The following is a 24,920-nucleotide window of genomic DNA, read 5'->3' on the forward strand; positions in this document are numbered from 1 at the left end:
TTGGGCGATGAATTCATAGTGCGTCGTCACGGCGGCATCGTCCTGTGCCCCCAGTCCGCGTGCTGAGGTTCAGAGGAAGGCGAGATAGGCGGCATGCGCGAGTGCCGCCGGAAATTGCGCCTCACGGGTTGCATCGAGCACCAGCGACATGTCCTTCACGAAGATGTCAACCGCCGACGTGACGTTGTCGAACTGACCCGCGATCATCCGCGGCCCCCGGTCGGCCAGCATCCAGGAGCCTGCCCGCCCCGCTGCAGAGTATCTCCAGCGTCAGGTCGAGCGGCAGGCCCTGGCGCCTTGCGAGCGCCAGCGCTTCGCCCGCAGCAGCCAGAAGGACACCGCACCGCAGTTGGCTGAGGACCTTCATCTGCGCACCGGAGCCGGCTGGGCCGAGGTAGTGCACGCGGGCGCCAAAGGTCTGCAGCAGCGGAAGCGCCACATCGAAGGCCTCGCGCGTCCCCGAACCCATGATGGTCAACGTCCCGCGCTCTGCGCCGACCGCACGCCCGTGACCGGTGCATCGACCAATGCAATGGAATGCTGCGCCAGCCCGGCCTTCGAGCGAGCGCACATAGTCCGGATCCATGGTGCTGCAAGCGATGAACACGGCACCCGCCGGGAGGCGTCCGACCAATCCACCGTCACCGAAGAGCACTGCCTCGGTCTGCTGCAAGGCTGAAGGACGCGTTCCTGGCATTGGCCCTCGTCGCCCTCGTCATCGGAGGGATGGCGCTGGCAGGCCCGCTGTTCACGAAGTTCGGCAACTGGAACTTGCTGCTCTTCTTCGTGGTCGGTGTTGGCGCACTGGTCCTGCTTGGCGTGCCGATCGCGTTCTCGTTCGGACTGGCGACCTTCGGCTATATCGCGCTGACCACCACGACGCCGACGGTCGTCGTCGTCGGCCTCATGGACGAAGGCATGAGCCACCTGATCCTGCTTGCCGTTCCGCTGTTCGTGCTGCTGGGTCTGCTCATCGACGAGATGACCGGCATTGCCCGCGCCTCGCGTCTACACCGCTTTCCAGCCGTGCCAGCCCAGGTATGCGTCCACGCAAACTGTGGAACTTCTCGCGAACCATTCCAATGGAGTGCTGCTTTTCGCTCGCGGTGTCACCGCGAACATTCCACATCACGATGTGTCGAATCATGGTTGTCTCAGTTGGTCTCGGATGAGGAGTTGTTGTCAGTAAGGAAGCTCGATCAAGCCGCTTCCCCTGGTCTTGTAGGGTCTAGACAGGAATATCCAGTTCCTTGAAGACTTCAGATGCGGATCGGAACGCATCGATCGCCGCCGGCACACCTGCGTAAATGGCGCATTGCAGGAAGACTTCCTTGATCTCGTCTTTGGAGAGGCCGTTGTTGATCGCGCCACGGACATGCAACTTGAGTTCATGAGGTCGGTTGAGAGCTGTCAGCATGGCCAGATTCAAGAAGGATCTCGTGCGACGATCAAGCCCTGGGCGGTTCCAGATATCGCCCCAGCAGTACTGGGTGACCAACTCCTGCATATCGATGTTGATGTCGGTTGCGTTCGCGATGGCCGCATCGACGTATTGCGCGCCGAGCACTGCGCGGCGAGTCGCCAGGCCTTCGTCGAAGAGTGACTGATTCTTGGGGGCGTACGGTCGCGTCATGGTGGGCTCCTGAGGGATGGGCGTCTGAGGACGCGAAATTGGCGTGGGCGGTGACTGTCTGGAGTTGGCGAAGCTGAAGGTAAAGGCCGTTCAAGTGGGATTCGCCGCAGCCCCCCAGCGCCGACCCGTGCGAAGACCGGCGCCTCGGTAGGCTCGAACCAGCATTTCGGTATGCATGGCCGTGGCGGCGACGGCGTCCAGTATGGCGACGGAGTCCACTGCGCGGATCCCAAGGTGTACAGCCAGCTCATTGAGGACGCCTTCACCGGGAATGAGGACATCGGCACCCGCCGCGATCGCTTTCCGGCAGCAGGTCTCGAAAGCCGAACGCATCTTTTCCGGCTGGGTGAATGCTCGCTGCAGATCGAACTCATCCACCTCGGGGTCTAGGCTCAGGACAGGAGAGACACGAGGCTCCAGCCTGTGCCGGGCAATGCCCTCTTGCAGCATGCGCATACCCGCCTGCGAGATCGTGACGACGCCAATCTGGCACGCGGCCGAGAAGCTCGCGAGGTAGGAGCTCTCCGCCATCGACGTCACCGGAATCCCAAGGGACGCGCGCGCTTCGCGTAGTGCGGGCTCGGCAAAAGACGCGATCATCACCGCGTCAAACCCCTGCCGCTCGGCTTGGCGGACCTGCTCGAGAACCAGGGTTGCGACACGTTGTCGTTCTGCAGGATGGGCCAGGGCATGGGCTGGGGACGACGATCCGTAGGTTCCAGAGGGGACGCCGTGCAGGACAACTTCGGTGTCCGGGGACACTACGGCGGCATAGCGACGCGAGAGCGATTCAGCGTACTGTGGCAATGAATCAAGTTCGACAGCTGACTGGTGCCATATGCGCATACTCACCTCATGCTATGTGAATCGATGACGAGGCGAGATGCCATCCCGTGCGGACAAAGTGCCAAGTTGAACTATTGGATGCTAATCAAAGAAGGTCGAAAGACTAATTCCGAGTTGGCAAATCACTGCTTCGCCATACGAAGGAATCAAAGTCGCAAGCGTTGGTCGAGGTTTATCGCCTGCACGGCGCGAGTGCCACTGATGGCGAGAAGCACTCAGCGACGCTGCTGTATTGCAGTGTGCAAGCCGTCGACGTTTCCGGGTGTTGGGCAACCGCAGCATGGGAGGGGCGTCGGCAAGCCAATCTCAGGGGTACATCAAGCTCGATGTCATCTAAATCATCCCACCCAACGGGGGCATCTCAATCTAGATGCCTTGAGCGAAATCACCAATGAGTTTATCGTGATCAGTCCGAACTTGGACTGCTTCACAAACATCGGGGTGAGCCATTTTATCCTAGGATACTCTTCACCCTTGGAGTCGTCAGAGCCTGCTGTCACACTTCACTACCTTTGCATCGTCAGGGGAATGCGTAAGTGGTGCCTGACTCTTCGGCGGCACTTTCCAAGCATCGTATTCAGATTTATTTGAGCCGAAGTATCACGTGTTCCGCGCCTGTTAATTTGAGACGCGGCGGAAACAAATAGGAGACATACATGTTTCGAATTGGGCGATTCCTTCAAGCCGCATTGCTTTTGTTTGTGGCGGCCGGCGTTGGTGCGGTTCATAGTCAACAAGCGTACCCTGCCAAAATTATCAGGGTTATTGTTCCTTACTCCGCCGGAGGAACCCTTGATCTTGTCGCACGAACATACGCTGAGGCAGTCTCAAGAAGCGTCGGCCAAACACTGGTGATTGACAACAAAGCAGGTGGAAATACCTTTATCGGAATGCAAGACTGTGCGAGGTCGCAGCCCGACGGGTACACGTTGTGCATCGTCAATTCGGACGCCCTTTCCGTTGGACCATCTGCGTTCACGAAGATGCCATATGTCCCGACGAGGGACTTGGTTGGCATTACCACGATGGCAGCGCCGTTCGCAGGCATCTTTGCGCGTGCCAGTGCACCGTTCGAAGACTTTAAGGAGATGATCGCCTATGCAAAGGCGAACCCTGGCAAGCTCAGCTACGCTTCATGGGGTGCTGGCACCATTTCTCAGCTGTACCTTGAGTTGTTCAACCAGCGGCTCAAAGCTGAAATGCTGATGGTTCCCTACAGGGGGTCGGCAAACGTATTGCAGGCTGTGCTTGCAGGGGAAACCGAGCTCGGCTACTTTGCACTGGGCCAGGTTCTCCCTTATATCAAGGAAGGGAAGATCAAACCCGTTGTGATCACGGGGTCTCGGAGAGCGCCTGAGTTGCCGAACATCCCGTCTGGGTCGGAGCTCGGTGTTGACCTCGGTGTCAAGTCGGAGTTCGGTGTCTATGCGCCGGTCGCGACTCCTCCCGAGATTGTTCGGAAGCTGAATGCTGCTTTTGTTGCTGCTGGCCGCGATCCCAAGGTCCAGAAGGTGTTGACCGAGCAAAGCATTGAGACGCTCGGCACATCGGTCGATGCGACCAACAAGGCTATGAAGGTACAGCTGGAGGCTGCGCAAAAAGTCTATCGCGACTTCAACCTCAAGCCCAACGACTGACTTGAGCTTCTCGCACAGTGGGGGCGACCCAGCACGGTGAATTCGCCAGATTGAGTCCGGCTTCGTGCGTAGCGTAATCAATGATGTTGAAGGCGCTTCACTGGGCGAGCGTCTCTTCATTTCTCTGTTGTCCGCATGCTTGAGGGGCCATCGTTGGATCGCTTGACGCAAATCGACCTGTTTGTCCGAATCGCGGAACTCGGCAGCATCACGCGCGCTGCGGCGGTGCTGGGGCTTTCTGATTCCGTTGCCAGTCGTGCGCTGCATGCACACGAGGAGCGTTTGGGAGTCCGATTGCTGGAGCGAACCACTCGGCGCTTGTGGTTGACGGAGGCGGGGCAGGCGTACTACGAGCGTTGCGCGAAGCTGCTCGAAGACCTTGCCGATATCGATGCGATGGTCGATCAATACAGCACCCATCCATCCGGGCAACTCACACTCACCGCGTCTCCTTCGTTTGCGATGATGCACATCGCTCCCTTGCTTCCAGAGTTTCAACGGCTCTATCCGGATCTCACGGTGCGCATCCTGGCAGCGAATCACTACGAGAACGCCCTCGACCCGGGTATCGACCTTTCCATACGGGCCAGAGAGTTCGAGCCCGATTCGGGCATCACCATCCGAAAGCTGGCGCAGGCGCGCTACATTCCGGCGGCCTCACCCGCGTACATCGCCGAGCGCGGTGTTCCGGCGACTCCCTCGGAGCTCAAGTCTCATTGCGTTCTGATGTACTGCGCTTCGAAGGAGTGCCAACCACTCGTTTTTTCGAAGGAAAATTCGACCGAGTCCGTGAAGGTCAAGCCGGCGTTGATGTCCACCGAGGGGAGGGTGCTTTGCTCCGCGGCGCTGGCCGGCGAAGGCATCGTGGTGCAGCCCATGTTCACCATCTACGACGATATCCAGGCCGGGCGCCTGGTGCCTGTCCTCAAAGAGTGGTCCCTCCCGCATGTGAATGTGAACTTGGCTTTTCACACGCGACGCCATCAACCGGCCAAGATTAGATTGTTTGCCGACTATCTTGCCGATCAATTCTCGCGTCACGAGTTTGCGCGGAAGTGGATGGAGTAGAGGCTGCTGTGCGTCACACGTGGGGAGTGCAGTCCATCGGTTCATCTACATGCTGAACACCGGCTAGGTGTTCGGAGGCAACGTATCACCGCAGTACGCGAGCATACATAGAAGGAGACAGAGTTGAGGACACGCCGAACATTCATCTCCCATGCGACGCGAGCCGCTGCGCTGGGTTGGGTCCCTGTTCCATTGCTGGCTCAAAGCCGTGCCATCCGATTGGTGAGCATGACGGACCTCTCCGGTGTCGAGAAGGACAGCGGAAACGCGATCAGTCAAGGCATCAACGCGTGTGTCCGAGCCTTTAACAAGAGCGGCGGCTTGTTCGGCACCGCCATCGACTACACCCCGCTGGACCATCAATTCAGTGTTGAGCGAACCAAGGCATTGACGCTCCAGGTCGAGTCCGATCCCTCGTGCCTGGGTGTTGTCAGCCTGGCAGGTACGGCACACACCAATGCGGCGAACGATGCCGCCCCGGCGCTGCCGATCATCGGGCCCATCTCCGGCGCTTCGACGCTACGGAAGAAGGCCGCGCCCAGCGTGTTCTGGGTTCGTGCCAGCTACGACGACGAGGTCGACCGGCTGGTGCGTCACGGCGCAGGGCTTGGCCTGAAATCGATTGGCCTCGTGCGCTCCAGCGACGCCTTCGGCAAGGAGCTGTTGTCCGCATTCAGCAAGACGATGAGCGCGTTGCAGCTGACCCCGGCGGTCCTTGCCACCACGCCCGCCTTCACCAGTGCCGAAATTCAGGATGCGGTGGACAAGGCGGCGGCCGCTCGCCCACAGTTGCTCCTGGCGGCCATGCTGCCACCTTTCGTGAAGGCGCTGCGGTCTCGCGGCGTTGCCGCCACCATCTACGGCCTGTCCATCGGCGCGAGCGACGCGAACATCGCATCGTTGGGCGAGCAGGGGCGGGGTACCGGGTTCAGTCTCGCCGTGCCAGCGCCATCGTCGCTGAAGTACGAGTTGGTGCGGCGCTATCAGGCGGACATGCAAGCTGCCGGGACGACAGGGCTGTCCGTCTTCTCATTGGAAGGTTACATCTCGGCTCGCGTTGCCATCGAGGGCATCAGACGAGCGGGGGCATCCCCGACTCGACGCAGTCTGTTGGCTGGCCTGGAGTCGCTGACGATTCTTGACTTGGGGGGCTTCCGGATTGCCTATGGTCCCGGCAATCGAACTGGTGGATCATTCGTTGAAGTCGGCGTGTTGGGTGCTGGTGGTCGACTTCTCATTTGATTCGAAACTGCCGTTGCCCCACTGTTCAACCCATTGCCCCTTCGCTGCTGAGTGGCTCAGCGTGTACCAACCATGACTTTCCAACTTCTGACATCCATCCGCGAGGCGCGGACCTTCCTTTTTGTCCCGGGGAACCGGCCGGATCGCTTCGCCAAGGCGATGGCGAGTACTGCAGATGCTGTCGTCTTCGATCTCGAAGACAGTGTTCCCCCGCAAGAGAAGGTAGCGGCGCGAGCGGCGATCAAAGCTGCCCTGTCTGCTCCGTCGGGCACCAGAGCGGTGGTCGTTCGCATCAATCCCTTGAGCGGAGCATGGGGACGGGATGACCTGGACTGGCTCGCCTCGGGTGCCAAGGCCGTCGCGGTCATGGTCCCCAAGTCGGACAGTGCAGCTCAACTGGCGGCCGCACATGACCGGCTACCCGACTGTCCGCTTCTTCCGCTGATCGAGTCGGCTGATGGCTATGCGGCCTTGGACGAAGTTGCGGGTGCCCCCGGTGTCGTGCGCCTGGTGCTGGGCACCATCGATTTCATGGTCGACCTCGGCATGCAGTGTGATGCTCAGGAATCGCAGCTCGCCCCGCTGCGGTTCGCAACGGTCGTGGCGACCCGCCGGTTCGGGTTGACCGCTCCAGTGGATGGAGTGACTGTGGACGTGGCTGACCGCGAGCGACTGCGGCTGGATACCCTGCGCGCAATTCAGTTTGGCTTTGGTGCCAAGTTGTGCATTCATCCGGCTCAGATCGATGCCGTTCATGAGACCTTGGCTCCGAAGCCGGATGAGCTGGAGCGGGCGCGGCGTGTCGTTGAAGAGGATCGACGCAGCGGAGGTGCGGCGGTGCAATTGGACGGCCGCATGATCGATGCGCCCGTCGTTGCGCAGGCTCGCCAACTGCTGTCGCGGGCGGCAAGAGGCTGATCGTTCTTCTGCGGTATCAGGCACGTCGTGAAGATCGATTGACTGCGAAGCATGCTCCCGGTTCGCCTTCGCCCTCTCGTTCCATTGTCCGTCTGGCGGTGTGCGGCCGGACCGATTCGCGTCGGACACCGGGTTGCGGCGCATCCGGGATGACGGCTTCGCAATCGCGCCTGGGCCCGGCATGGGTCGTGTGGTTTGCGGGCGTCAGTGCTGCGCTGCACGTGGGCAAGTTGCCGCCCGCAGTGCCTACACGGCAGGAGGCACTTGGTGTCACGCAGGTGCAGGCGGGCTTCCTTCTGTCGCTGGTACAGCTGGGCTCGATGGTGCTCGGGCTGCTGGCCGGCCTGGGGGCTGAGCGCCTGGGTCTGCGTCGTTGCATGCTGGTTGGGGCTGTCGCTGGTTTCGGCCGCCAGCCTGGTGGGCGGGTGGGCTCAGGACACAGGCACGCTGCTTTTCCTGCGTGCGCTAGAGGGGATGGGCGTGCTGATGATCACCATACCGGCGCCGGGCCTGATCCACCGCGTGGTGTCTCCAGACCGCCTGACCCGAATGCTGGGCGTGTGGGTCGTGTACATGCCGTTGGGCATGTCCCTGGCGCTGCTCATCGGCCCTTTCGTCATCGACACGGCGGGCTGGCGGGGCTGGTGGTGGTGCAAGGCTGCCGTTTCCGTTGTCATGGGCTTGTGGCCCTCTGGCTGCGCGTCCCACCTGACCCGCTACCGGCCCCTAACCTGCAGGGGGCAGAGCCGGCCTGGTTGACCTTGCAGTCGCGCACACTGCGTGCAAGCGGTCCATGGCTCGGAGCGCTCATCTTCGCGGTCTACTCGGCGCCGTGGCTCGCGGTCATCGGCTTCCTGCTCACGCTCTATGCGCAGGCCGGCTGGTCCGGCCCGATGGCCGGGGTGCTGACGGCCAGCGTGGCCGTCAGCAACATGGCGGGCACCATTGGGGCGAGACGCCTGCTGCATCACGGCATGCGGCCCCGGGCCCTGATGTGGATCGGCTTCTCTGCCATGGCGGCCGGCGCTTGGTTGGCGTTCAGCACGACCACCGCAGCGGCACCGGTGCTGCGCTACCTGGGAGCGATGCTGTTCTCCGTGTTCGGCGGCCTGGTCCCGGGCAGCCTGTTCGCCCTGGTGCCCAGGCTGGCGCCGGACGATCGAACCATTTCCACCACCGTCGGCTGGATGCTGCAGTGGGCAGCTGTCGGCCAGATGTGCGGCCCGCCGCTGGTGGCCTGGGTGGCGGCCGGCGCTGGTGGATGGCACTGGACTTGGGCGATCACGGGGGTGTTCTGCGCCATGGGAGCTGCACTGTCGTGGAGCATCAACCGCTGGGAGCCACGACTTGTAGTGGGCTCACGGCACTCCGGCCCTGCGCCGTGTCGACTGAGCAATCCACTAACACACACACTGAAAGGAATCTGAAGATGGGATGCGCAAAGAGATTGCGGGGTGCCACGGTCGGAGCGTTTCTCATGAGTTTCCTCATGCTGGGGGCAGCACAGGAATATCCGGTCAAACCCGTCAAGACGGTGATCGCCTTCACGCCCGCGAGCGCCACTGACGTCCTAGGTCGAGTGGTGACACAGAGACTCTCAGAGCTTTGGATTCAGCCTGTGGTACCGGAGAATCGGCCAGGCGCGGGCGGCTCCATTGCATCCGCCGGTGTTGCCCGGTCCGATCCGGATGGATACACGCTGCTGCTCAACTCGAACGCCCACGCCGTCAATCCCGCCATTTACACCAAACTGAGCTACGACACACTGCGGGACTTTGCCAACGTCGTGCCGGTGGTGAGCGCTGCACAGGTGCTGGTTGTGTCACCCGATAGCCCGTTCAAAGGCGTGGCTGATCTGGTGGCCCACGCGAAATCCCATCCAAGCGCACTCAACTTCGCGCATGCCGGCCAAGGCAGTGGAACGCACATGAATCTAGAAGTGTTTGCCGCGGCTGCAGGAATCAAGGTCACGCAGATCGCCTATCGAGGGACGCCTGAGGCCTTTACGGCAGTCATGAGTCGTTCGGTCGACGCCTTCTGGATGCCACTTCCCGGCTCGGTGTCCATCCTGAGCTCTGGCAAGCTGAAGGCATTGGCTGTGAGCACACCCGCGCGCAGTCCATTGCTGCCCGATGTTCCCACGACCGGTGAGGCGGGTGTGGCGAATGCAAACTTCCCAGGCTGGCTTGGCATCTGGGCTCCAGCAGGCACTCCCACTATAGTTGTGAACAGGGTCAATGCCGATGTACGCCGCATCCTTGCCGAGCCGGAGGTGCGTGAAAAACTGGTCGGCCTCGGAGGTGTGCCGATGGACATGACGCCGGAGCAGTTTGCGAAATTCGTGCGCAGTGAGATCGAGTTTGCCCGAGAGATCGTTCGTCGCGCTGCCATCAAGCCGCAGTAGCCCCGCCTCTGAGAGCCTCCCGTCTCAGCGTAGTCCCCAGCAGGAAGGAAAGTGGATGGGACAATGAGATCCAGTCCACCGCATCGCGTGTGCAAGCGGGCGGATGGGAATTAAGCAGAACAGGATGTGCAAGCTCCAGGCATCCGAAGCCAAATTGGACCAGTCAAGGAGACCGCCGTGCCAACCGGATCAAATGAGCGTGGGAAGCTACTCGGTGAGTTTCTCAGATACATGCGCTCCAACTCGACACCCAAGGAACAGGGCCTTGTGGTGTCTGGCCGAAGACGAACCCCCGGATTGCGGCGAGAGGAAGTTGCCGATCTGGTAGGCGTCAGCGCCGATTGGTACACCTGGTTGGAGCAAGGGCGCGACGTTCAGGCTTCAGAGACTGTCGTGACCCGGCTCAGCCAGATCTTTCGTCTGAACCCGGATCAACATGCGTACTTGTTCCGGCTGGCCCGTCCGCAGACCCATTTGGTCGAGAAGGTCGTCACGGCCGTTCCAAACTCGCTGATCGACATGATCAACTCGTTGCACGATCGGCCAGCGTACATCCGGAATACTCGCTGGGACATCCTGGCCAGCAACGCACCCTACGGCAAGATTTGGGGTTTTTCCGTGGTTCCCGAGCGCCGCAATGTGCTCAGGATGCTGTTCTTGGAACCAGGCTATCGGTCGATAACCGAAAACTACGACTTGATCGTCGAACAAGTCGTTGCGCGCTTTCGGGATGATCGCAGTCGCAATCCGGAGGACGAGCAATCGTCGGAGCTGGTGCGCGAGCTGCAGGCGAAGAGCCGGGAGTTCGGAGAACTGTGGGGGCGGTATCGCATCACCGAAGCAGCACCGTATCCGTTGGAGATCAATCATCCCGTGGGAGGGCGGTTCAAGCTCGATCGCGTGCCACTTCGCCCCGAGCTCGTCCCTGGTGTCACGGTGGTGGTCTACCTGCCTGTCAACGAGGAATCCCACCGCGCGATCACCTCGATGTTTGGCTAGCGCACGTCCTGAGTGAGGCCTGGGAGATCGCGCCGAGAAACCTCATTCATTCAATCCCGGAACATCTGTTCTGTGCTCAGGTCATTTTTCCAGAAGACATAACTTTGCAGAATAAGGGTCATCCCAACGAATCGAGGAAAAATGACCATGGCTCTTGCAGAGACCGTCACCGTTGTCGGCGCTGGCCCCGTCGGGCTCATCACTGCGCTCGGATTGGCCAAGTCCGGGATTGCCGTCAATGTGTTGGAGCGAGGCAAGAGCATCATCGCTTCACCGCGAGCGATCGTGTACCACTGGTCTTGCCTCGAGGGACTGTCGGAGTTGGGCTTGCTGGAAGATGCCCTTCAGGTTGGCTTCTCGAAACAGGACTACTGCTACATCGAGTTCGCGACCGGCGAGCGAATCGAATACAGCCTGGACGTGTTGGAAGGGCGAGCGAAGTTCCCTTACAACCTTCACCTCGGTCAGGATCGGCTCGCGGAGATTGCGCTTCGCAAACTCGCTGCCTATCCGAACGTGAAGGTTCACTGGGGCGTCAACGTCAATGACATCAAGCAGGATGCCGAAGGCGTGGTGGTGCAAGCGGTGGGCCCCGCCGGAGAACTCGAATTCCGCAGTGGCTGGCTTGTGGGCGCCGATGGTGCCGGCAGCATGGTTCGAACCAAGCTGGGGCTGGAGTTCGAAGGCATCACCTGGCCGAAGCGCTTTGTCGCTGCGAATCTCTACCTCGACTTTTCCAAGTACGGCTTTGCGCGATCGACGTTCCTGATCGATTCCACCTATGGGGCCATCATCGCCAAGCTGGATCGAAACGATCTCTGGCGGTGCACCTACAGCGAGGACTTGGAGTTGCCCGAGGAGAGCATCCCGGAGCGCATGAAGAAGTTCTTGGAGGTGATCGTGCCACAGGCGAAGGATTACAAGCTGGACGCCTACTCACCCTATCGCATGCATCAGCGAGTGGCCACGAAGTTTCGGGTGGGACGGGTGCTGCTCGCGGGCGACGCAGCACACGCCACTAATCCCAGCGGTGGCTACGGCCTCGTCGGTGGGTTGTTCGATGTATACGCGCTTTACAAGGCTCTCGCCGCCGTGGCTCAAGGTCGTGCGGGCGACGAGGTGCTTGACAAGTATGCGGAGGACCGTCGCCGCGTCTTCCTGGAGGTCGTCTCCCCGGCGGCAACCGAGAACAAGCGCATCATCTTCGACACCAGCGATCCGGTGCAGCGTGCGGCCGACATGGCGAAGCTCCGAAAGCTTGGCGCCGACAAGGCCGCGCTGGTAGAACGCTTGATGTTGACGTCCCGGATGAGCTCCGAGCCGCTGGCTCCGCTCAGGTAGCACCGCGCTGCGACGTCGTTTGGAGCTTTTCTTTCCGGTCCAGGCCATCACCTCTGGAGGTCGCCTGCCGTTCACCGACGGTGAGCCGCTGGGGGTCCAGGCCTGGGCATCACATGGAGACATCTCTTGAGCAAGCTACCGGTTATCTTCGTTCCTGGAATGGCGTCCGACAGCCGCCTATGGCAGCCCGTCATCGACCGGCTTTCCGACGTCGTCGAGCCCCTCGTCGCCCGCTGCAGTGGCGAGTCCCTCACTGAGTTCGCAGACGAGATCCTGGCGCAGGCTCCTGCCCGATTCGCGATCGCCGGCATTTCGATGGGCGGGTATGTGGCACTCGAAGTCGCGCTGCGCGGGGATCCCCGCCTGGCGGGTCTCGCGCTTCTGAACACCAATGCGAGGCCCGCATCCGAGCTTCAGGTGCAGCGATCCACCGCTTTGCTGGAAGACGCCAAGCGAGGCCTGTTTGAGACCGTCGCGGACAAGCTCGCGGAAACCGTCGCCGCGGGCAAGGCGGACATCGTGCCTATCGCTGCGGCCATGGTTCGCACGCTGGGCCGAGATGGCTACTTGCGGCAGCAGCGGGCCGTGCTGGCTCGTCGTGATCGACGCGGTGAGTTGCGGCAAATCGCGGTGCCGACGCTCGTGATCGCGGGCGACGAGGACCGCATTTCAGCGCCAAGCCTGGCCAATGAGATCGCGCGAGCTGTCCCAGGCGCGGAGCTGGACATCTTCCCGTGCGGGCACCTCTCGACCGTCGAGGTTCCGGAGATGGTGGCGGCAAGCCTGCGCGACTGGCTTTCAAGGCGGGTACAGGGTGGAGCCTGATCGTTTGCCGCTGAACCTGGTGCGTGGGCACAGCGGGCGCGGTCGGCCGGCTGAGGCGCTGGCGTTGGTCGGAGTTGTCAGGAGCCTCGGATGATCGACAAGATTGCGATGACCGTCGGCGACGCACTTTCAGGCATTTTCGCGATGGATCGACCGTGCTGATCGGCGGCTTCGGCACTGCCGGCATTCCCAACGAACTCATCGACGGCCTGATCGAGCAAGGCGCGCGCGACCTCACCGTGGTGAACAACAACGCCGGCAACGGCGACCACGGCCTGGCCGCGCTGCTCAAGGCCGGGCGCGTGCGCAAGATCATCTGCAGCTTCCCGCGCCAGGCCGACAGCCATGTGTTCGACGGCCTGTACCGAAGCGGGCAGCTTGAACTCGAACTGGTGCCGCAGGGCAACCTGGCCGAGAGGCTGCGCGCCGCGGGCGCGGGTGCCTTCTTCACGCCCACCGGTTTCGGCACCGAACTCGCGATGAACGCCGATGGTTCGCCCAAGGAAACGCGCGTCATCAACGGCCGGCCCTATTTGTTGGAGTACCCGATCCACGGCGACGTGGCGCTCATCAAGGCCGAGCGCGGCGACCGCTGGGGCAACCTCACCTGCCGCAAGGCCGCGCAACTTCGGCCCGGTGATGGCCACCGCCGCGAAGCGCACCGTGGCCAGCGTGTGCGAGATCGCCGAGCTCGGCACGCTCGACCCCGAGACCATCGTCACCCCGGGCATCCACGTGAGTGCCCTCGTGCAGATTCCGCGCGTGGCCACGCAGGCCGGCGGCTTCAAGGAGGCCGCATGAGCACCTACACCCGCAGAACCAAGGACGAGCTCGCGAAACGCGTGGCGCAAGACACCCACGACGGCGCCTACGTCAATCTCGGCATCGGCCAGCCTACGCTGGTGGCCAACCACCTGCCACCGGGAATCGAGGTGATCCTGCACAGCGAGAACGGCATCCTGGGCATGGGCCCGGCGCCGGCCGCGGGACTGGAGGACTACGACCTGATCAACGCTGGCAAGCAGCCGGTGACGCTACTCGCCGGTGGCGCGTTCTTCCACCACGCCGACTGCTTCGGCATGATGCGCGGAGGCCACCTCGACATCTGCGTGCTCGGGGCCTTCCAGGTCTCGGCCACGGGCGACCTGGCCAACTGGAGCACGGGCGAGCCCGGCAGCATCCCGGCCGTGGGCGGCGCGATGGACCTCGCTATCGGCGCCAAGCAAACCTGGGTGATGATGGACCTGCTCACCAAGCAGGGACAGAGCAAGGTGGTCGAGCGCTGTACCTATCCGTTGACGGGCATCGGCTGCGTCAAGCGGTTCTACTCCGACCTGGCCACCCTCGAATGCAAGCCCGAAGGGCTGCAGCTGATCGACTTGGTCGCCGGACTGGACCTCGCCGAGCTCGAGCGCCTGGTGGGACTGCCTGTTCGCCCGGCGCGGCCCACAGGGGGAGGCGCCATGAGGCATGCCTACATTTGCGACGCACTTCGCACGCCGTTCGGCCGATACGGCGGTGCGCTAAGCGGCGTGCGTGCAGACGACCTCGGAGCGGTGCCGATCAAGGCGTTGATGGAGCGCAACCGGCGGGTGGACTGGGCGGCGGTCACCGACGTGATCTACGGCTGCGCCAATCAGGCCGGCGAGGACAACCGCAACATCGCGCGCATGAGCGCGTTGCTCGCCGGTCTGCCGCTGGAGGTGCCGGGGAGCACGGCCAACCGGCTTTGCGGATCGGGGTTGGATGCCGTCGGATCGGCGGCACGTGCCATACGCGCCGGCGAGGCAGAAATCATGATCGCGGGCGGTGTGGAGAGCATGAGCCGGGCTCCCTTTGTCATTCCCAAGGCGGAGAGTCTCTTCAGCCGCAGCACTGCGGTGTACGACACCACGATCGGCTGGCGCTTTGTCAATCCGTTGATGGCGGAGCGCTACGGCGTCGACTCCATGCCCGAGACGGCTGAAGCGGTGGCCCTTGGCTTCAAGATCGAGCGCGCGGCTCAGGACCGCATGGCCCAAGCCAGCCAGAGCAACGCAGCCGCCGCATGGTCGACCGGATTTTTTGCCGGCGATATCACGCCGGTTGTTGTCCAGCAGAAGAGGGGCGTGCCCGTCACGGTGGACCGGGACGAGCATCCGCGCGAGACCAGCCTGGACGCCCTCGCCAAGCTCAAGAAGGCCGGATGGAACCGTGACAGCAGGCAACTCCAGCGGTGTGAACGATGGCGCCTGCGCTCTGCTGCTGGCCAGCGAACAGGCCGCGGCCCGCCACGGACTGACGCCGCGCGCGCGTGTGGTTGGGATGGCGACCGCCGGCGTACCGCCACGCATCATGGGCATTGGACCGGCGCCGGCCACGCGCAAGGTGCTGGAACTCACGGGCCTGTCCTTGGCGCAGCTCGACGTGATCGAGCTGAACGAGGCGTTCGCGGCGCAAGGTCTAGCGGTGCTGCGCGATCTGGGCTTGGCCGATGACGATCCACGCGTCAACCCCAACGGGGGTGCCATCGCCCTGGGGCATCCGCTGGGTGCCAGTGGGGCGCGGTTGGCGACGACGGCGGTCAGCCAGCTGCACGCAAGCGGCGGCCGCTACGCGCTGTGCACGATGTGCATCGGCGTCGGTCAGGGCATTGCCGTGATCCTGGAGCGGGTGTGAGCCGAAAGCTCGCATTCTTCGGACAGACCATAGAGGACAACCATGCGAAATCTGGACCAGAACACGATCACGCAAGCCGTGCTCGCGCGTCACGCCAATACCACGAATCCGCGGCTGAAGAGGATCATGACCAGCCTGGTGCAGCACCTGCACGACTTCGCTCGAGAAGTGGAGCTGACGGAGGAAGAGTGGTTCCAGGGGATCGAGTTTTTGACGCGATGCGGCCACATCACCGACGACAAGCGTCAGGAGTTCATTCTGCTGTCTGACGTGCTGGGACTGTCGATGCTGACGGTGGCGCAGAACAACGACAAACCCAAGGGCTGCACCGAGGCGACCGTCTTTGGCCCCTTCCATGTCGAAGGCGCTCCCCACTACGAGCTGGGTGCGGACATCTCCAATGGCGCGCGTGGCATACCCTGCCTGGTGCGAGGCACCGTGCGTGGTATTGATGGCGAGGTGGTCGCCAACGCGCACATCGACGTCTGGCAGTCGGACGAGGATGGGCTGTACGACGTGCAGCACAGCGAGATCGATCATGCCCAGGCCCGAGGCATCGTGCACTCGAACGGTGACGGGCAGTACTGGTTCAAGTCCATCCTGGCTGTGCCCTACGCCATCCCGCACGACGGGCCCGTGGGCAAGCTGCTCGAAGCCACGGGCCGGCATCCGTGGCGGCCGGCCCACCTGCACTTCCTGATCAAGGCGCCGGGCTACGAGACGCTGATCACGCACGTGTTCCGCAGCGATGACCAATATCTGGACTCCGATGCGGTGTTCGGCGTCCGGCAGTCGCTGATCGCGGACTGGAGGCAACAGTCTGACGGCACCTACCTGGTGGAATACGACTTCGTGCTCAATCCGGCACCGGCGAAGGATTGAGTCGCCATGCGGGACTTCGTCTTTCATGGCCAGCCCTCGCGCGTCGTTTTCGGTGCGGGCGCGCTGCGCCACCTCGAGCGCGAGATCGATCTACTGGGTGCACGCCGGGCCTTGGTGCTGTCCACCCCCGAGCAGCAGGCACAGGCGCAACAGGTGGCCGACCGGCTGGGCACGCGGGTCGCGGGCCTCTTCCCGCACGCGGTGATGCACGTCCCCATCGAAACCGCGCGCGAAGCCAGGGACGAGGCGCGCCGCCTGGGCGCGGACTGTGCGATCGCCATCGGCGGCGGCTCCACCACGGGCCTGGGCAAGGCGATCGCCATGGAGTCCGCCTTGCCCATTCTGGCCATTCCCACGACCTACGCCGGCAGCGAGATGACGCCCATCTACGGCATCACCGAGGCGGGCCTGAAGAAGACCGGGCGCGATCCGCGCGTGCTGCCGCGCACGGTGATCTACGACCCCGAGCTCACGCTCAGCCTGCCGGTGGCGTTGAGCGTGACCAGTGCCATGAACGCCATCGCGCATGCGGCCGAGGGCCTGTATGCGCAGGACAGCAATCCCGTGATGGATCTGATGGCCGAGGAGGGGATTCGTGCGCTGGCGCAGGCGATACCGGGAATCCGTGCCGATGGTGCAAACGTGGAGGCTCGGGGCGACGCGCTGTACGGCGCCTGGCTGTGCGGCACGGTGCTCGGCAACGTAGGCATGGCGCTGCACCACAAGCTGTGCCATACGCTGGGCGGCAGCTTCAACCTGCCCCATGCGGAGGTGCACACGGTGGTGCTGCCGCATGCGATGGCCTTCAACGCGCAGGCGGCGCCCCAGGCGATGCTTCGCATCGCCCGAGCGCTGGGAACGACGAACGCTGCACAAGGGCTGTTCGATCTCGCTCTGAACAACGGCGCCCCGGTGGCCCTGCGCGACATCGGAATGGCGGAGAAAGACCTGGACCGGGCTGCAGACATCGCGGTCAGCAACCCGTACTGGAATCCCAGGCCGTTTGCAGTGGCCCAGCGCGAGGAAATCCGTCAACTGCTTCAGCATGCTTTCGAGGGTGCCCGGCCGAGTACGGCGGCTCTTTGAGCGGCGCAGATTTTTATTAGGAACCGAAGTACATGAGCGATACAACCACAGATCTTTCGCATCTGCGCCAATGGATCGGAAGGAGCGAGACTCTCGATGACGAGATCACGCGTGCCCCGGTGCGGGCGCTCAACGCGACCTTGGACTACCCTGACTTGGATATCACCGCTGGAATGCCGCTTCCTCTGCTGTGGCATTGGCTGTACTTTCTGCCCGCCCACCGTCAGAGCGAACTGGGGCCGGACGGCCATGCTCGCCGCGGTGGCTTCCTGCCACCGGTGCCGCTGCAGCGCCGGATGTGGGCGGGCAGCCAGTTCGAGTTCCATTCGCCGCTGAGCGTCGGTGACCCGGTCCGACGCGTGTCGACGATCGACGACGTAGCGGTTAAGGAAGGGCGCACCGGTCGGCTGGTGTTCGTGAAGGTGCGCCATGAACTCTTTCGCGCGGGTCGCTCGGAGAAGGCGATCACCGAGTTCCATGACATCGTCTATCGCGACGCGAAGCGCCCTGGCGATGTGGAGCCCGCACCCACACAAGCCGAGACGGGTGCTCCATGGCAGCGCCAGGTCGAACCGGACGATGTGCTCCTGTTCCGCTACTCGGCCCTGACCTTCAACGGACATCGCATCCACTACGACCGCGAGTACGTCACTCAGGTCGAGGGCTACCCCGGGCTGGTGGTGCACGGACCGCTCATCGCCACGCTGCTGATCGATCTCGTACGGCGGCAGGCGCCGGGTCGGGACATTGCCAGCTTCCAGTTCAAGGCGGTTCGCCCCACCTTCGACGGGAAGGCGTTCAGCCTGAATGGCGCGCCGTCGGCGGATGGACGCACGGTCTCTCTGTGGGCAGCGGATCACGACGGCTGGCTGACCATGCAGGCCACCGCGACCCTCACCTGAACGTTGGAGAGACCCCATGCCATTGCCATTGCAAGACATCACGGTCGTGTCCCTCGAGCACGCCATCGCTGCACCTTTCTGCACGCGCCAACTCGCGGACCTGGGTGCGCGCGTCATCAAGGTCGAGAGGCCCGGGACGGGCGACTTCGCCCGCGCGTACGACCACCGGGTGCGCGGCGAGGCATCGCATTTCGTCTGGACCAATCGCAGCAAGGAAAGCCTGGCCCTGGACCTCAAGGACCCGAAGGACCTGGCGGCCCTGAAGGCCCTGGTGGGCCGGGCCGACGTGCTGGTGCAGAACCTGGCCCCGGGTGCCACGGCGCGAATGGGGCTCGATTATGCCTCGCTGCACGCCGCGCACCCCCGTCTCATCGTCTGCGACATCTCGGGCTACGGCGACGACGGCCCCTACCGCGACAAGAAGGCCTATGACCTGCTGATCCAGAGCGAGGCAGGCTTTCTTTCCATCACCGGCACGCCTGGCACGCCCAGCAAGGCTGGCAACTCGATTGCCGATATCGCCGCCGGCATGTACGCCTACAGCAACATCCTCGCCGCCCTGTTGCTGCGGAACAAGACCGGCGAGGGGGCGCACATCGACTTGTCCATGCTGGAAGCGCTGACCGAATGGATGGGCTATCCGCTGTACTACGCGTTTGATGGCGCTGCGCCGCCGATGCGGGCCGGCGCTTCCCATGCCAGCATCTACCCCTATGGCCCGTTCGCCACCGGGGACGGCGGCACGGTGATGCTGGGCCTGCAGAACGAGCGGGAATGGAGCGCCTTCTGTGCGCAGGTGCTCGACGACGAGCCGCTGGCCCGGGACGAGCGCTTCGACAGCAATGCGCGGCGCAGTGCGAACCGGCAGGCGCTGGACGCGGTGATTCTCGGCAAGTTCAAGTCACTGAGCCGCGCCGAGGTGCTCGAACGCCTCGACAGGGCGGGCATCGCCAATGCGTCGGTCAACGACATGGCGGCCCTGTGGGAGCATCCCCAGTTGCGGGCCCGCGAACGCTGGCGTGTCGTCGGCAGCCCGGCGGGGGAGATTCCCGCGCTCCTGCCGCCGGGGCGCAGCAATCGCTGGGAAGCACGAATGGGAGCGGTTCCTCGGTTGGGAGAGCACACCGAGGCCATTCTTCGAGAGATCGGACACACCGCTGGTGGCCGGTCAACCCCCTCACCGGCATCTTGAAGGAGGGCCTATGGCACACGACACCGACAGCATCGGCACCCTGACCGAGCACTTCGCCAAACTCTGGTCGGGGCTGACCTGGGCTGACATCCCCGCGGCGGACATCGCCGGCATCAAGGACCACGTGCTCGACACGCTCGCCGTCGCCCTCGTAGGAGCCCGCACATCGGAAGCCGCCAGCGTCATCCGCGCCCTCACGGACGCGAATGGGGCCCGAGCCGGGGCGGCCGTGTGGGGCACATCGCACCGGCTGCCGCTGGCGCAGGCCGCGCTCGCGAACGGCACATCGGCACACGCTCGTGACTTCGATGACGGCGGTGGTTCGGGACATGCAGGCGCGACGGTGCTTCCGGCGGCCCTTGCAGTCGCTGAGCTGGCGGGCTCCTCCGGGCGGGACTTCCTGCTGGCGACCATCGCCGGCTACGACGTCGGATACCGCTCGCTGCTGGCCGTCGGGGGCTTCGCGGTGCACACCGGCCGGGGTTGGCACTCGTCGGGCACGATGGGCAGCCTCGGCGCTGCGGCAGGCGCGGCCAAGGTACTGGGGCTGGACGCCGGCCAGTTCACCAATGCGCTGGGCATCGCGGGCTCCTTCACCGGAGGGGTGTGGGCCTTCATCGACGACGGCGCGATGACCAAGCGCCTGCACCCGGGCAAGGCCTGCGAGACCGGCGTGGACGCGGCGCTGCTCGCCCGGGGCGGCATCACTGGCCCGCATCGGATCTTCGAGTCGCAGTTCGGGGGACTCTTCACCACCTACAACGGCGGCGTCGGATTCCGGGAGAAGGCGCTGGAGGGCCTGGGCGTCAACCTCAATGTCGCCTCTTCCTACCTCAAGCCCTACGCCTGTTGCCGGGGTTGCCACTCGACGATCGACACGGTGCTGGGGCTGATGGACAGCCACGGCCTGCGGGCCGACAAGGTCAAGCGCTTCGGCATCACGGCGGGGCAGACGGCCTACGACATGGTCTCGGTCTTTCCGATCGAGACCGTCTTCGATGCCCAGTTCAGCCTGCCCTATGCGGTGAGTATCGCCCTGGTCAGCGGCCAGGCCGGACTGGACCAGTTCGAGCCGCCACGCCTTGGCGAACCCGAGGTGCGCAGCGTGTTCGATCGCATCACCTTCGATGTCGACAGTTCGATCGGTCTGGAAGACGGCCCGCGGTTGAACATCGAGCTCACCGATGGCACGACGATCGCCGTGCCCGCCGGGAACCCGACGCTCGCCAAAGGTTCTGCCGTGCAGCCGATGACCCATGCCGAGGTGGTTGCCAAGGTGCACGCCCTCATCGATCCGATCGACCCGGCCTGGGCCGACGCGCTCATCTCGGCGGTGGAGGGGCTCGACCAGGCACCGAACGTCACGGCTGTGCTCGACGCACTGAAGATGAGAAGCTGACGTTTCGAGAGAGGACGAGCCATGCGTTTTCTGATCGTGGGTGCGGGCGCGCTCGGTGGCTATTTCGGGGCGCGCCTGCTGGCCGCTGGCTGCGACGTGACCTTCCTCTTGCGGCCGCGCCGCGTGGCGCAGCTGGCGCAGACGGGGCTGGTGGTGAAGAGCCCCAGGGGCGATCTGCAACTGCCGGTGCCACCCCACGTGCTGGCCGGGCATATCACCGCGCCATTTGACGTGGTGCTGCTGGGCTGGAAGGCCTACGACCTGGAGCCCACCATGGACGCGGTCGCGCCAGCGGTGGGGTCGGGCACCATGGTGCTGCCCTTGCTCAACGGCATGCGCCATCTGGATCGGCTGGCCGCCCGCTTCGGCCAATCCCAAGTGCTGGGCGGCTACTGCATGATCAATGCCGGTCTCGATGCAGACGGCATCGTGCGGCACTTCAACGACACCCATGCGCTGGCCTATGGCGAACAGGACGGCAGCCGGTCGCCGCGCATCCTGGCGCTGGAAAGGGCCTTCGCCGGCGCTGCGTTCGACGCCCGCGTCAGCACCACCATCCTGCAGGACATGTGGGAGAAGTGGGTGTTCATCGCCAGCGTCGCCGGCCTGACTTGCCTGATGCGTGCGGCCATCGGCGACGTCGTGAACGCCGGCGCCACTGACCTGGCCAACGCGCTGCTGAACGAGTGCATGGATGTCGCCGAACGCAATGGCCATGCGGTGCGGCCTGAAGCGGTGACCCGCTCCCGCGCGGCGTTGACGGCCAGCGGCTCGCCGATCACCGCGTCGATGCTCAAGGACATCGAACGGAGCGCCCCGACCGAGGCCGACCACATCATCGGTGACTTGCTGCAGCGCGGCCAGGGTGGCGCGCCGCAAGGTCTGTCGCTGCTGCGTGTGGCCCACGCGCACTTGAAGGCCTACGAGGCGCGCCGGGCGGGGGAGAGGGCGGCTTCGACCTGAAGCACGGCACTGCTTCGTACTCTCGAAGGTCGCGAGCCAAGCCTCAGGTCCACGATGGATTCGCTCGGATCACTTCGTGTGGAAGAAATGACGCGGGGCGCAAAGAGAAAGAAGGAGATGCAGGGTCATGGCTGATCGACTGAAGGGTAAAGTCGCCCTTGTCACCGGCATCGCCGCTGGCATCGGCAAGGGCATCGCGCTTCGCTTTGCGGCGGAAGGCGCGACGGTCTTCGGCACCGACATCAATGCGGCGGGGGCCGAGGCCACGGTGCGGCAGGCGGCGCAGGCCGGCACCCCGATCGAGGCGCTTTTGCCGATCGATCTCACCCAGCCCGCGCAGGTCCGACAGTGGATGGCACAGGCCGATGCGAAGTACGGCAGGGCCGATGTGCTCGTGAACGCCGGTGCCATCCCGCCGCGCCTCGCGCCGGTGGAGCAGATGGACTTCGAGACGCAGTGGCGCGCGACCATTGCCGGAGAAGTTGACCTGGTCTTTCTCGCCTGCCACTACGCCTGGCCGCTGCTGGAGAGGTCGGGGAAGGCTTCGATCATCAACTTCGCCTCCACCATCGCCCACCGGATGAATGGTCGCCCCGGGTGGATTGCGCACGCCGCGGGCAAAGGCGCCGTGCTCTCGATGACCCGTGCCCTCGCCGTGGAAGGCGGATCCAAAGGCATTCGGGCGAACACGATCTCACCCGGCCTGGTGGAGACCGAAGCAACCACCCATTCGCCCGGTCAGGTGGTTGGTGCGGACAGGGAGGCCATCCTCGCGTCACTGCCAGCAGGCAGGATTGGCCAGCCGGACGACATCGCGTGGGCTGCGGTCTACCTCGCCTCGGATGAGGCGACCTGGGTGACCGGCTCCGATTTTGGCATCAATGGTGGCCGGTTGGCGAAGTAATCCGGATGAGAGGGTCGCGCCATGGCAACGGACGCCGCCCGCTATTGCGATCCAGGTGCCTTACAAGACGATCTTTGTCGCCCGATGCATAGAGGGCGCGCATGTACTGGCTGAATCGCAGCGGCTGGCTGTTCGCGAAAAGACCAACTCGGCCTCCGGGCCGTTCCCAACCAGGAAAGCTTCAGAAAGGACCACATCATGTCGAACCAGAAAATCGCCATTCTCGGAGGCACGGGGTACACGGGTCAAAACCTTGCCCGCGAAGCCACGCGACGCGGACTCGCAGTTACCGCCGTCTCGCGAACTGCACCGAAGGATGCACTCCCAGGCGTGGCCTATGTGCGCGGCAGCGTCACCGACGATGCGCTGCTAACCAAGCTTGCGGCCGAACACGACGTCGTGGTGGTCGCGATGCGCGCTGCCGATGGGGTGCTGAGCGAGCACCTCCCCGCACTGGCCAAAGCAGTGATCGCCGGGAAGTCGCGCTGGGGTCATGTCAACGGTGCGGGCAGCGCGTTGGTCGCTCCAGGGGGCCTACGCCTGATCGACACGCCCGAGTTCCCTTCAGCGTACAAGGCCGAAGCGGCTCCTTGTGCCAGCGTATTCGACTGGTTGCGCGACGAGGCTCCCGCAGAGCTCAACTGGGTTGCCATCACGCCGGCAGCAGGCTACGGCAGCTCCAACCCGGGACAAGCGCTCGGTCACTACCGCAAGGGGGCGATCTGCTCGTGGTCGGTGATGAAGGCAAGTCGTACATCTCAGGTGCCGACTTTGCGCTTGCCTTTGTCGACGAGATCGTTGCACCGACGTTGCATCGCTCGCGAACCACGGTTGGCTACTGAGCATTCTCGCGTAGCTCGGCGAGGTGGGTGGTGCATACCAGAAAACTCAGGCTTGCGCGACCGGCAGTGTTTGTTCCGTGTCGACGCCGGCGCACGCATCGTGATGGCGCCGGGAGTTCTGGTCTACATCGAAGGCTCGCTCCGGGGTGACAGGTCGCGTAGCTGAGTTGTCGGCCTTTTGAGCAGCCGTCATGCCGGCAGGTGCCTCACTGCTGGAGTTCCTCGAGACGACGTGGATGACCCGCTGATCTCGAAACTTTCTGCTAGGACGGTGTTCGTGGTTTCACGGAAATGCTGAGCGATGAGATCACACGCCCCATTCGGATCTCTCGCCATGGCCAACTGCATCAAGCGCGTGTGCTCGTCCGTCGCTTCGCGGGCGCGTTCGCGGGTGGTTCGGACCGCGGCCAGGTTGCGATAGCGCTCCGACTTGTCGTACAGAAGTCCGCAAAGGCGCATCGTCCAATTGGACCCACAGCCTGAGATCAGTGCTTCATGAAACTGGCGGTGCGCGTGCGACCAGACAACATGCTCTTCAAGCGACGTAGGCAGGTCAATGCGGGACAGGCGATGAAAGCTGCTTAGGACGCGCGTCTCCCATTCGACATCCCCACGTTCTATAGCCATCCGCAGGGCCGTTTGCTCGAGCTGGATGCGGGTCTCTGTCAGGTCGACCAGTTCATCTCGCGACACAGGCGCGACCGTAAAGCCCCGCTGATCCTCCGAATCGACCAGTCCATCGGTCACCAAGCGCGACAGAGCCTCGCGGATCGCCGTGGCACCCACTTCGTAACGGTCGCTCAGCGCCTGGATGCGCAGCCTCTCATCAGGGCGCAGCCGGCCGGACAGGATGTCCCCGCGCAGTCGCTCGAATGCCAGCGTGGTCAGGCTTCTGGCCGTGGTGGAGGTCGCCATAGGGTTATTGGAGGTGTTTTCCGATCAGTCTAAGCACGCAGCTTAGCGCCTTCGCATTATCAACGACAAACTTGAAGATGATCTGTATATCCTAGGATGATACACACCCATATCGAAAATCGATAAAGAGTGTTTTAATCCATAATGATCACTCCGCCGGACCAAGTGAGGCGGCTCAGGAGGGCAGAACGCCAGTGCGCCATGCGACTGCTGTCATCACTTCAGTTGCCGGTCGGGGTGTTCATCCGCTTGGTGCTGTCCGCA

23 protein-coding genes and 4 pseudogenes are annotated in these 24,920 nt (G+C 63.6%); 22 read left to right on the forward strand and 5 right to left on the reverse strand.

All coding sequences use genetic code 11. The annotated features are described in order from the left end of the window. Positions 1-69: 69 nt before the first annotated feature. Complete coding sequence (locus tag AC1D2O_RS19635) at positions 70-231, reverse strand: hypothetical protein (RefSeq protein WP_477650199.1); 162 nt, start codon at positions 229-231, stop codon at positions 70-72. Continuing rightward, positions 167-697: an NAD(P)-binding domain-containing protein gene (locus tag AC1D2O_RS19640; protein WP_477650200.1), complete on the reverse strand. Its 531-nt coding sequence runs from the start codon at positions 695-697 to the stop codon at positions 167-169. Before AC1D2O_RS19640 ends, AC1D2O_RS19635 begins: the two co-directional genes overlap by 65 nt. On the opposite strand from AC1D2O_RS19640, the pseudogene AC1D2O_RS19645 reads away from it, so the two are divergent. After that, positions 691-1,002, forward strand: a pseudogene (locus AC1D2O_RS19645) (TRAP transporter large permease subunit); the annotation flags it as partial. The gene AC1D2O_RS19640 and the pseudogene AC1D2O_RS19645 overlap by 7 nt on opposite strands. Positions 1,003-1,228: 226 nt before the next feature. Here the strand turns inward: AC1D2O_RS19645 and AC1D2O_RS19650 are convergent. After that, on the reverse strand, positions 1,229-1,633 hold the full coding sequence (locus AC1D2O_RS19650; protein WP_478157767.1) for a carboxymuconolactone decarboxylase family protein: 405 nt from the start codon (positions 1,631-1,633) through the stop codon (positions 1,229-1,231). Positions 1,634-1,723: 90 nt separating this feature from the next. Beyond that, positions 1,724-2,479 (reverse strand): aspartate/glutamate racemase family protein, encoded by a 756-nt coding sequence (locus AC1D2O_RS19655; RefSeq protein WP_477650808.1) that lies wholly within the window; start codon positions 2,477-2,479, stop codon positions 1,724-1,726. Between the two features lie 656 nt (positions 2,480-3,135). On the opposite strand from AC1D2O_RS19655, the gene AC1D2O_RS19660 reads away from it, so the two are divergent. From AC1D2O_RS19660 to AC1D2O_RS19760, 21 genes and pseudogenes are all read left to right on the forward strand, one after another. Next, a complete protein-coding gene (locus AC1D2O_RS19660) occupies positions 3,136-4,116 on the forward strand; it encodes a Bug family tripartite tricarboxylate transporter substrate binding protein (protein ID WP_478157768.1) in 981 nt (326 codons plus the stop codon). A gap of 162 nt (positions 4,117-4,278) precedes the next feature. Beyond that, positions 4,279-5,184, forward strand: a complete 906-nt coding sequence (locus AC1D2O_RS19665) for a LysR family transcriptional regulator (RefSeq protein WP_477650167.1) — start codon at positions 4,279-4,281, stop codon at positions 5,182-5,184. Positions 5,185-5,406: 222 nt separating this feature from the next. Continuing rightward, entirely contained in the window at positions 5,407-6,426 is a 1,020-nt protein-coding gene (locus AC1D2O_RS19670) for an ABC transporter substrate-binding protein (protein ID WP_477650168.1), read from the forward strand. Positions 6,427-6,498: 72 nt separating this feature from the next. Next, on the forward strand, positions 6,499-7,344 hold the full coding sequence (locus AC1D2O_RS19675; protein ID WP_477650169.1) for an HpcH/HpaI aldolase/citrate lyase family protein: 846 nt from the start codon (positions 6,499-6,501) through the stop codon (positions 7,342-7,344). A 417-nt stretch (positions 7,345-7,761) separates the two neighbouring features. Beyond that, entirely contained in the window at positions 7,762-8,103 is a 342-nt protein-coding gene (locus tag AC1D2O_RS19680) for an MFS transporter (RefSeq protein ID WP_478157782.1), read from the forward strand. A gap of 2 nt (positions 8,104-8,105) precedes the next feature. Further along, a complete protein-coding gene (locus tag AC1D2O_RS19685) occupies positions 8,106-8,771 on the forward strand; it encodes an MFS transporter (protein WP_477650171.1) in 666 nt (221 codons plus the stop codon). 50 nt (positions 8,772-8,821) lie between these two features. Next, entirely contained in the window at positions 8,822-9,748 is a 927-nt protein-coding gene (locus tag AC1D2O_RS19690; protein WP_477650172.1) for a Bug family tripartite tricarboxylate transporter substrate binding protein, read from the forward strand. 177 nt (positions 9,749-9,925) lie between these two features. After that, a complete protein-coding gene (locus AC1D2O_RS19695; RefSeq protein WP_478157769.1) occupies positions 9,926-10,747 on the forward strand; it encodes a helix-turn-helix transcriptional regulator in 822 nt (273 codons plus the stop codon). A 147-nt stretch (positions 10,748-10,894) separates the two neighbouring features. Further along, positions 10,895-12,088 (forward strand): FAD-dependent oxidoreductase, encoded by a 1,194-nt coding sequence (locus AC1D2O_RS19700; protein WP_478157770.1) that lies wholly within the window; start codon positions 10,895-10,897, stop codon positions 12,086-12,088. A 126-nt stretch (positions 12,089-12,214) separates the two neighbouring features. Beyond that, complete coding sequence (locus AC1D2O_RS19705; protein ID WP_478089770.1) at positions 12,215-12,913, forward strand: alpha/beta fold hydrolase; 699 nt, start codon at positions 12,215-12,217, stop codon at positions 12,911-12,913. A gap of 90 nt (positions 12,914-13,003) precedes the next feature. After that, positions 13,004-13,714: pseudogene (locus AC1D2O_RS19710) on the forward strand (3-oxoacid CoA-transferase subunit A). Then, positions 13,711-14,352, forward strand: a pseudogene (locus tag AC1D2O_RS19715) (3-oxoacid CoA-transferase subunit B); the annotation flags it as partial. The pseudogenes AC1D2O_RS19710 and AC1D2O_RS19715, both read left to right, overlap by 4 nt. Positions 14,353-14,376: 24 nt before the next feature. Then, positions 14,377-15,571: pseudogene (gene pcaF / locus AC1D2O_RS19720) on the forward strand (3-oxoadipyl-CoA thiolase). A gap of 42 nt (positions 15,572-15,613) precedes the next feature. After that, positions 15,614-16,453 carry an intradiol ring-cleavage dioxygenase gene (locus AC1D2O_RS19725; protein ID WP_478157771.1) on the forward strand — a complete coding sequence of 280 codons (840 nt, stop codon included), beginning with the start codon at positions 15,614-15,616 and terminating at the stop codon, positions 16,451-16,453. A gap of 6 nt (positions 16,454-16,459) precedes the next feature. Further along, the gene (locus AC1D2O_RS19730) at positions 16,460-17,539 is read left to right on the forward strand and encodes a maleylacetate reductase (RefSeq protein WP_478089772.1); all 1,080 of its coding nucleotides are present in this window, start codon (positions 16,460-16,462) and stop codon (positions 17,537-17,539) included. 32 nt (positions 17,540-17,571) lie between these two features. Beyond that, positions 17,572-18,441 (forward strand): HTD2 family dehydratase, encoded by an 870-nt coding sequence (locus AC1D2O_RS19735; RefSeq protein WP_478089773.1) that lies wholly within the window; start codon positions 17,572-17,574, stop codon positions 18,439-18,441. 16 nt (positions 18,442-18,457) lie between these two features. Next, complete coding sequence (locus tag AC1D2O_RS19740; protein WP_478089774.1) at positions 18,458-19,633, forward strand: CaiB/BaiF CoA transferase family protein; 1,176 nt, start codon at positions 18,458-18,460, stop codon at positions 19,631-19,633. A 10-nt stretch (positions 19,634-19,643) separates the two neighbouring features. Continuing rightward, positions 19,644-21,032 carry an MmgE/PrpD family protein gene (locus AC1D2O_RS19745; RefSeq protein WP_478089775.1) on the forward strand — a complete coding sequence of 463 codons (1,389 nt, stop codon included), beginning with the start codon at positions 19,644-19,646 and terminating at the stop codon, positions 21,030-21,032. 21 nt (positions 21,033-21,053) lie between these two features. Further along, complete coding sequence (gene panE, locus AC1D2O_RS19750) at positions 21,054-21,995, forward strand: 2-dehydropantoate 2-reductase (RefSeq protein WP_478089776.1); 942 nt, start codon at positions 21,054-21,056, stop codon at positions 21,993-21,995. Positions 21,996-22,122: 127 nt separating this feature from the next. Then, complete coding sequence (locus AC1D2O_RS19755; protein WP_478089777.1) at positions 22,123-22,899, forward strand: SDR family NAD(P)-dependent oxidoreductase; 777 nt, start codon at positions 22,123-22,125, stop codon at positions 22,897-22,899. Positions 22,900-23,097: 198 nt separating this feature from the next. Then, complete coding sequence (locus tag AC1D2O_RS19760) at positions 23,098-23,907, forward strand: NAD(P)-dependent oxidoreductase (protein WP_478089778.1); 810 nt, start codon at positions 23,098-23,100, stop codon at positions 23,905-23,907. Positions 23,908-23,930: 23 nt separating this feature from the next. Here the strand turns inward: AC1D2O_RS19760 and AC1D2O_RS19765 are convergent, their stop codons facing one another. Next, positions 23,931-24,656, reverse strand: coding sequence for a GntR family transcriptional regulator (locus tag AC1D2O_RS19765; protein ID WP_478157772.1), 726 nt, complete (start codon positions 24,654-24,656; stop codon positions 23,931-23,933). Positions 24,657-24,920 lie beyond the last annotated feature (264 nt).

The organism is Variovorax sp. P1_G12, assembly GCF_056405555.1.